This is a genomic window from Legionella anisa (assembly GCF_001467525.1).
Lineage (GTDB): Bacteria > Pseudomonadota > Gammaproteobacteria > Legionellales > Legionellaceae > Legionella > Legionella anisa.
The window spans coordinates 1-8,738 of record NZ_LNXS01000012.1; the positions used below are offsets into that span (position 1 = coordinate 1).

Here is an 8,738-nt window from a genome sequence, read left to right on the forward strand (position 1 = left end):
TAGATGAATGCTGAAGAGCCTACAAAAAAAATTTAGGGACATTACCTATTGCAGGAGAGCAAAATTTTTACCGGACAGTAGTGTGCCTACGCAGGGATGACAGCCTTTTAAACATCACCGTAAACTATAGAATAGGTTTCCTGTTTAAATTTTGTGAAGAACTCTCAGGGCTTATCCGCGGGGCGTAGGCATAGATGTGATCAAGAGACAGGAACAAGTCGGGGGGTATCCGCAGGAAAGTTCATTTGCACCGACTTATTCAGGATTACAAACGCCACATAAATTATTTTGTTGAAAAGTCTTATAAAAAAGAACACACTAAGCTCAGCTCGGGGTGAATTTTTACTATGATAAATGGAGTTTACGGTTGGAACATCTAAAGCCTCTCAATACTCGCAAAATGTCTAATCCAGTAAGTATGAGCAGAACAGACATACCTATAACAATTGGCTATGGTTGTCAGTTAACTATTGCTTCTTCTCAAGCATTGGCACATCATTCATTGCCAGTAGCCTTACCACCTCAGGCTATGGAAGCCATAGAAGCCTCATACCAGTTTTTGAAAGTTCACGTTGATTCGAGAGTTCCTATTTATGGTGTCAATACAAATTTTGGTGATCAGGTTCGTTATATCGATGCTGCGCTTAAAGATACTGATGCATTAGATTATTATGACTCGATTAATGAGCGACAAGAAAATATTCTCCGCTCTCTTTCTTGTGGCTTAGGCACAATTGTTTCGCCTCATATTGTACGTGTGGCGATGATGCTGCGCGCGCATTGTCTGGCGCAAGGATATTCAGGTGTTCATCCTGAATTAATTAATTCACTTTTAGATTTTCTTAATGCAGGTATTACACCTGTAGTTCGTTGTTATGGCTCCATTGGTGCCAGTGGCGATCTTATTCCTCTTTCTATGATTGCAGCAGCGCTTATTGGAGAACCTGTTGCCGTGACTTATCAGAATCAAGTTATGCTGGCACCCGAAGCGATTCAATTAGCGGGCCTTAAGGCATATAAGCCCGGAATGCGTGATGGGCTTGCCTTGATCAATGGTACATCCTTCATGACGGCAATCGCTAGTTTGGCGGTTTATGATTTGCATCATTTATTCAAACAAATGTTGGCCGCTATTGCCATGACGCTAGAGTCTTTACTCGTGATCAGTAGTGCTTATCACCCTATGGTACACCAACTGAAAAAACAGAAAGGTGAAATGACAATCAATCAATTTTTTATCGATTTCTGGGAAGGGAGTCAATTGTTGATTGATTTAGATGAGTTGAGGGTTACAGATTATACTTATAAACCAGTACAAGATTATTATTCAATTCGATCTGTTCCCCAAGGATTCGGTCCATTCCATGAGAATTTGGAGCGTGCAATCGGTTGGATAGAAAATGAAATGAATTCGGTTAATGATAATCCAATTATTGATGTCGCTGCGAACAGTATTCATCATAGCGCAAATTTTATGGGTTTTTATATCACCGATGCATGCGACATTTTGAAAATGGACATTGCCCAAGCTTCAACCTGGATGCATGCACTGCTCGCCAACTTAGTTCATCCTCGTAAGAATCATAATTTACCGGTGAATCTAGTGCCTAATCCAAGTAAACATAATGGTTTTCGATCAATGCAGCTATTAGCTGCAGCACTCGCAGTGCAAAATCGCAAATTGGCCCAGTCACATCAGGCATTTACCTTAGCTACTGAGGGTGATAATCAGGATGTAAATAGCTTGGGAACCCATGCTGCTTTTGATTTTCAAGAGTCGGTAGCTAATTTGGAACGTCTCACGGCAATTTTGTTGATTGCAGCAACACAGGCACTTGAATTACGTGGTATTGAAAAAGCAAGTAAAAAAGCTCAATCTATTTATCATACAGTTCGTCAATATTCTCCAAAAATAGAAAATTGTAGACCGATGTCAGAAGAAATTGAGATGGTTATTAATTTATTAAGGGATAGTAAAATATAAAAGGGTAAAAGTGCTCAGTCCCGAGTAATGAACGGCCGGCACATCTTGTGAGAAAATTCTCCTAATCAAATGCTCACATACTGATGTATGCTGCGCTTGCTTAGAAAAATTTTCTCGCAATCTGCGCTCAAATCCAACCGTTCTGTAGAAATTAGCAAGGCAGCCTGAGCTATTACTTTTCAAGGAGCAAAACGTGCGTCAAGTGCCTCATTTATATCTAACGCTTTTTTCATTCTGTGTCGTTTCTCCAGTTTGGGCATCCGATTTTAACCTCCCTTTTGTTAATTCAGCAGGGTTGGGTGTTGCTTATGCTGATTGGGCAACGGCTGCCAGTGATGCAAGTACGGCTTATACAAATCCAGCAGGTCTTGTTAAGCTGTCTCATCAACAGATAGTGGGTAATGCATTAGGCATTATCGGTACTGCCCGATTCACAGGATCTGCAGTTACCCCACCTTTTCCATTCCCGTTCGCTGTGGCACAGTCCGGGGTAGCAAAAAGCCAAATTAGGGCTTTTATGCCCTCATTTTATTATTCAGCCCCCCTTACTCAGCGCGTTTCTTTTGGTTTTAATTTAACAACCCCGTTTGGGTTGGGTACGAATTATGGTTCCACACGCTCATCCATTGCACGTTATGCTGCAACACGTGCTCAAGTGGTTGGCATTGATGTTGGCCCAAGTTTAGGGGTGAAAATAACGGATCGCTTTTCTCTAGGTGCGGGATTTGATGCACTGCATTTGGCATTCACCTTGAATAATATGTATGGCCCGCCGGTTTCTTTGCCTTTTGACTCAAGACTCGAAAATAATTTAAGTGGCTGGGGATATGGGGGGCATGGCGGCATTTTATTGGATCTTTCACCAGAAACTCGAATTGGGTTGAGTTATTATTCTAAAATTTCACTTACGACTAGAGGCCATAGCACAGTACATACACCTGCTGTAGGACCCGTGGTAGCGATCTTTAGAACCAATCAACAAGAAACATCAGCCGCTTTACCCGCCCGAGCTCAATTGAGTTTACAACATGATTTCACCCAACGATGGACTGGATTTGGTACTGTTTTTTATACCAATTGGAGAACATTTAACCAAATAACGATGGAAAATACGGAAACTCCTACGGGAGAAACGCGTTCAGTAACAATTCCTTTTAATTACCACAATTGTTTTGATTATGCAGTTGGCGCTACGTTTAAGGCAACTGAGAGCATATTATTCCGTGGCGGTATTCAATTTATGAGTACTCCTTCTAACGATCGTGATCGCGGTATTGCCGATCCTGTAGGTAGTGCGACTATTGTGGCAGTGGGAGCCCATTATCAACAAAATGCAAATTTAGGTTACGATGTGGGAGTAGGTCATTCGTTCTTTAACCAAATGCCAGTGAATCTAATTACTCCATTAACATCCCTTAAAGGACATACCAATACACAAACCACGGCCATTGGCGGACAAATTAACTGGAGCTTTGCATAGTATTATGCATGCAGAGAACTCCTGTTGAGTTATTTATATTTTGATAGCACTAAAATACCCGCGTGCCTCGAATTCAAAAGAATATTATCTTGTAAACAGACCCTAATTATCATATAACTTTTTAAAATCAGATCCTTATAAGATTGAAGTTGAAAATAACAAGTGGTATTTTTACACCCCCGTCAACTAAAAATGAGAGTTCCTTATGTTTTTTAAAGTACAACCACAAGAATTAAACAGAGTTGTTAGAAATTTAGATGTACAACGTGAATTGTTAGAACGCCAATTAAAAGATGGCTCTATATCAAAAGAGGAATGGCAGAAAGAGCAGAAACGTCTTGCAAGTCTTATTAGTTCCTACACCGAAAATATAATATCCGCGGTAAACGAACAAAAGAGCGATTATTCTCCCCGTTAATTGATCTTTATTACGCAGTTTATTGTGTCACTTTCACTGTCATCTGGGGTGAACCACCCCTAGACTGAATGCTCAAGTATGAAACAATTGATCAGGTAATTGGAGCTAAATCGATGTAAACTGTCGTATCGTGAAACGCTCAGGTAAATTCAGGGTTTGGTCAAAAAATATTGAAAATGCGTATATTTTGAACTAATTTTAATGGATAGGAAGCTCCCCTATCGATTTTCTCATGTTGATTGGTATTCATGAATGAATAGTTAAGGTAGAAGCAGGACTGTTAATTCCTAAGTAGTGCGATGAATCATGGAGGATTATCAGCATGAAAAAAATAACCAATTATGATCAATTCAAGAATATTCTTCCTTATTCAAGTGAAATGTTCGGTGTTTATCAACCATTAATTGGTTGGAAATCAAAAAGAATAGTGCGACGCATAGAAAAATCGACTCAATTACAAAATGAATTTTTACTTGATCAGCTCATTAAGCACTTTGTCAGTCAAACATCCATTGATGAAATCAATTTACGTGGTTGTGCGCTAGGTAATCCTCATTTTGATTTGGGAGAATTCCTGCCTTCTGGAAAATTGCTCAATCAACGTTCAATATTGTTACAAGAGCTGCGGAGAAGATTACAAAAAAAACCGGCTAAAAATGCCGATCAATGGCGCGGATTTATTGCTGATAATGATTTAAAACGCATACTTCAAGAACATGTTTTTAGCCATTATAAAGAAGAATTCCGTGAACAATGTGAACGACTTAGTACCTTAAGACCGAATCCAGGTGAGACCAATGAAGGTCAATTTCAACGGGTTATGCAGCGTAAAGAAGCGCTTTATCAGCAACTCGTTTCCCAATTGAAAATGGAATCAATTATTGCCAGAATCATTACCGAGTTAGTCAATAATCAAGCGGTTGCGCCACTGAGTAAAATTTTTTATTCCGATGTCAACTACAACAGCAAGGAAGCATTTTGGAACATTGTGAAGAATTCTTCTGAAGATTTTAAAGATCCTTATCTAACTTTTGATCCTAAAAAAGATATCAATAATGTTTCCTTGTCGCCATTAGGAATTGTACATCTCTTTCGACAGTATTTTTTTGAATTTGATACGTTTCTTGGCTCACCTACAGGTCACGTGTGGTTAGCCCCTGGCTCCACGGTAGAACTCATTGAAATCAGTACACGAAAAACAATTACCGAAAAAACTTATGAAACTGAATATGAATCAATTACCAAGACGGAAAAAAGTACTACAGAACAGGATGAAATCAGTGAAGCAGTGAAACAAGATAATAAAAATGATTTAAAGCTGGGTTTTACAACGACAGTGAACCAATCATGGGGAACGGGCAGTGCTTCAGCTACGGGTAGTTTAAATATGGATAGGACGCAACAGACAGCCAGAGAAACGACGCATAAAAAAATGCGTGAACAAACGCAAAAACTTTCTTCAGAAATTCGGGAAAATTTTAAATCTACCTTTAAAACCATTACGGAAGAGATGAATACTTCCAGCAAGCGTTATGTTCTATCCAATAGTACTTCTGATTTGATCAATTATGAATTACGAAGAAAAATGCGTCAGGTAGGTGTACAGGTTCAGGATATTGGCAGTTTTCTATGTTGGGAAACTTTTGTCGACGAGCCTGGCGACGATTTAGGCTTGGCCACATTAGTGCATATTGCCAAGCCTGCTGATTTAACTCCAAAGCCAGTAATAACGGAAACAGTACCACCTCCTGATACGTCAACCAATTTTACTGTGCCGGTTGTTTGGGATTTTGGTGATAACAGGAAGAACAATCAAGATTTTCCAGAATTAGGCTTTGTTCCTTTGACTACTTTTCAAGTTCCACCTCCTCCAGATGGTTTTGAACTGCAAAAATCAAATTATCCTAATGGCTATATTAATATCAAATACATCTCACATAGTGGTGAAGATTCTGAAAATCAGGTTTGGGCTTTTAATGGTAAATTTACTCCTGATTATTCACAAATTGAAGTTGGAGTAATTACGGCGCCGGACGGATTGGAATGGGATGAACGAATTGATTTTGTTGTTGGAGGCACGCTTCATTACACTACTTCAGCAGCAAAACTTGCTGAAATAGCTGCAAGCAATGCTACTAAGAAAGCTGCAGCGGCTGACATTGATATTGCTAATGCTGAGAAGACAAGACAAGCGTTTATAACGGCTGCTAAAGAACGAATCGAGATGGCCAGCAATATTAACAAACGTAAATATGAGGATTTACGCGAGGAAGAACGCATTGTTGTCTATCGCCGTTTAATTAAATCATTGATGACCGATATTCATTATCAAGTAAAAACAGAGCCTAAAACCTTACATGTATTATCCGAATTGATTAACTCCATTTTTGATGTCAATAAAATGCTCTATTTCGTCGCACCTGAATGGTGGAAACCACGTAAAAAATTCAGTCAATATTTGGGGGTAGGGGATTTTCAAAGCTTGACGGCAGATTCGGTGAATTGGTCAGATAAAGTGGCAAGAGAAGATAATTATTTAATTACGGACAAGTCACAACCTGCACCAATGGGTAGTTCTCTTGGATGGTTATTGCAATTGGATGGTGATAATTTACGTAATGCATTTCTCAATGCGCCGTGGGTCAAGGCAGTTATCCCTATTCGTCCCGGTAAAGAGCGCGCAGCGATTAATTGGTTGAAAAATGTCAATGTAGAAGGGGCTGATGGACTGGACGCTGCGTATGCAGCGCCACAATCTGAACTGGACGAAATTAAAGCCAAGTTATTAGCCATTGATTCTGCAGATGAAGTAGGAACTCATACTCAAGTTACGATTAATGATGCCATTCGCTTTTTGTGTACTCAGGTGTCACAAAAACATGAGGAATCCAATAAAACGGATCATTATCCTAAGGGAGCAGAAATTCATGATGATGATAAAGTTTCAGCAACCCCCATTGATAAAGTCTATGAATATGGTTTTTATCCTTTGCAAGGAAGTTTTCGTTATGATCCCGGCAATCCCGATCCAAATAATCCTGATAGAAATTTTCAGGTCTTTGATCAATGGATAGAAATTTTGCCCACTGATCAGGTAGTTCCTGTTAAGGTCACTTATAATCCACTCACGGGAAGACAGGAGCCACCGGAATAAAGAGGGAAATCGATTATGGGCGGTCCAGCAGCACCTGCTGTTCGTCAAATGGATAATTATGGCGAGGATGTCAGCAATGCTTTTGATGATGCTGAAAATGAGTTTTTTTCTTCCGGGAAACATTTTAAAAAAGATGATGTAATTGATTTGATTTCAAAATCAGGATTTTTTAGAGTGAATTCTTATGAAAATACGTCACCCATTGACCGCCACTATGTTGTCTTTTTCTTTAATAAGAAAAATTATGATATGACCAAAAATCCTGAGGTATTTGAGGTGCATGGTACTCTTGCTCAACGATATATCGAACTCCATAGAAATCAGCCTAATATCACCGACTTTCCCATTGATAACGATCGTCCATTAAAAGCGGACAGCAATTATGTTATTTCAGTAGAAAGTGAATCAGCACTGGTGTGGAGTAATGCCACTAATAAGGTCACGCAAAGAAAATATACAGAATATAAACCGGTTAATGAAAATACATTGGTTGCTTTTACAGAAGAATATACGATGACTGATGCGGACATTAATTTTAAAAATTGGAAAAGTTCTAATTTACAGAATTTATCTTCCAGAGGGGCGGGCAGACCTACGCAAATCCTTTTACATGAAACCGCAGGCATGCAAATGGACGCCTCGGCTGCCTTCAATGTGCCTGCTCACTTTGTGATTGGCAATATTAAGAATAATAAAGGAACTATCTTTCAAACGGTTGATATTGCAGCCAATGTTCCGCATGGCGAAATTACTAATAGCAGAGCGATTGGTATTGAATTTGTTAATGCGCCATTTGATATTTGGGAGCAAGTCCAAGATCCTAATGATCCCAAAAGATCAATTGATAAAATACCTAGGGTAAAGTCCAATTTTGGTTTAACCACCAGTACACAAGGCATTTATCTTCTGGTGGAAAAGATAAATATTAAAGATGTGACCATTAACAAACCGGTTCAATTTATTCCCTTAGAATTTTCTGATGTCGAAGAAAATGGGTTCTTTGAAGTTAAAATTCCTGAAGATAAGTTATTGAATAAAAAAGCATTACTGGCGTTCAAAATAAAAGGCAAAGACATCGCAACTGAGAAAGATAAAATTGTGACGATTCAATACTGCAAACCCGCGAAATTTGAACATTTAAAATACCTTGTTGAACTCTTGTATGATAATGATTTAATTAAAGATGCTGATTTTGAAGATGGCGAATTTTGGAAAGGTGTTTATTATGATCCGGATCAAGACAAGACCTTTTATATTTATCAAAAACTTTTTACAGAAACGGCAACAACGACAGTAAATCCGGCAGGAAAAACGATCAAAAAAATAATCATGCATTTTACCATTAGCCTGGTAGAACCCTGCATTTTTTGTCACGCACAAATTGGCCACCATGTTGACGGATATTTACAAGGTTTGTACTTGTATTTAAGAATCTATGAAACATTATCGATTAAAGCAACGTTACAATACATGATATTTTTTTTAACTTCAGAAAAAACCAGTGCAGAAAAGACCCCGCTCGAAATAAGCGAAGAAACAACCGTAACCAGAACTTCTGAAATCAATTCTGCAACGAACGCAGAAAGTAACATTGATATTCAGTTTTCAACACCTGCAAGTCCTGCAACAATTAAAATGAATAATTTTCTGGAAATCGACATTGACGCTGCAAAAGCCAAGTTTTCGGAGATTACAAATTGAT

Annotated in this window: 5 protein-coding genes; all 5 read left to right on the plus strand. The window is 38.7% G+C overall.

Translation table 11 applies throughout. The features are described from left to right. The first annotated feature begins 367 nt into the window (after positions 1–367). The 5 genes from Lani_RS03665 to Lani_RS03685 all read left to right on the plus strand — a co-directional run bounded on the left by Lani_RS03665 (position 368) and on the right by Lani_RS03685 (position 8,737). Positions 368–1,984, plus strand: a complete 1,617-nt coding sequence (locus tag Lani_RS03665) for an HAL/PAL/TAL family ammonia-lyase (RefSeq protein WP_019234505.1) — start codon at positions 368–370, stop codon at positions 1,982–1,984. A gap of 193 nt (positions 1,985–2,177) precedes the next feature. Continuing rightward, the gene (locus Lani_RS03670) at positions 2,178–3,464 is read left to right on the plus strand and encodes an OmpP1/FadL family transporter (RefSeq protein WP_019234504.1); all 1,287 of its coding nucleotides are present in this window, start codon (positions 2,178–2,180) and stop codon (positions 3,462–3,464) included. Positions 3,465–3,669: 205 nt separating this feature from the next. Continuing rightward, positions 3,670–3,882 (plus strand): hypothetical protein, encoded by a 213-nt coding sequence (locus Lani_RS03675; RefSeq protein ID WP_019234503.1) that lies wholly within the window; start codon positions 3,670–3,672, stop codon positions 3,880–3,882. 322 nt (positions 3,883–4,204) lie between these two features. After that, positions 4,205–7,036, plus strand: a complete 2,832-nt coding sequence (locus Lani_RS03680; RefSeq protein ID WP_019234502.1) for a hypothetical protein — start codon at positions 4,205–4,207, stop codon at positions 7,034–7,036. Positions 7,037–7,051: 15 nt separating this feature from the next. Further along, positions 7,052–8,737 (plus strand): peptidoglycan recognition protein family protein, encoded by a 1,686-nt coding sequence (locus Lani_RS03685; protein WP_019234501.1) that lies wholly within the window; start codon positions 7,052–7,054, stop codon positions 8,735–8,737. Position 8,738: the final 1 nt, after the last annotated feature.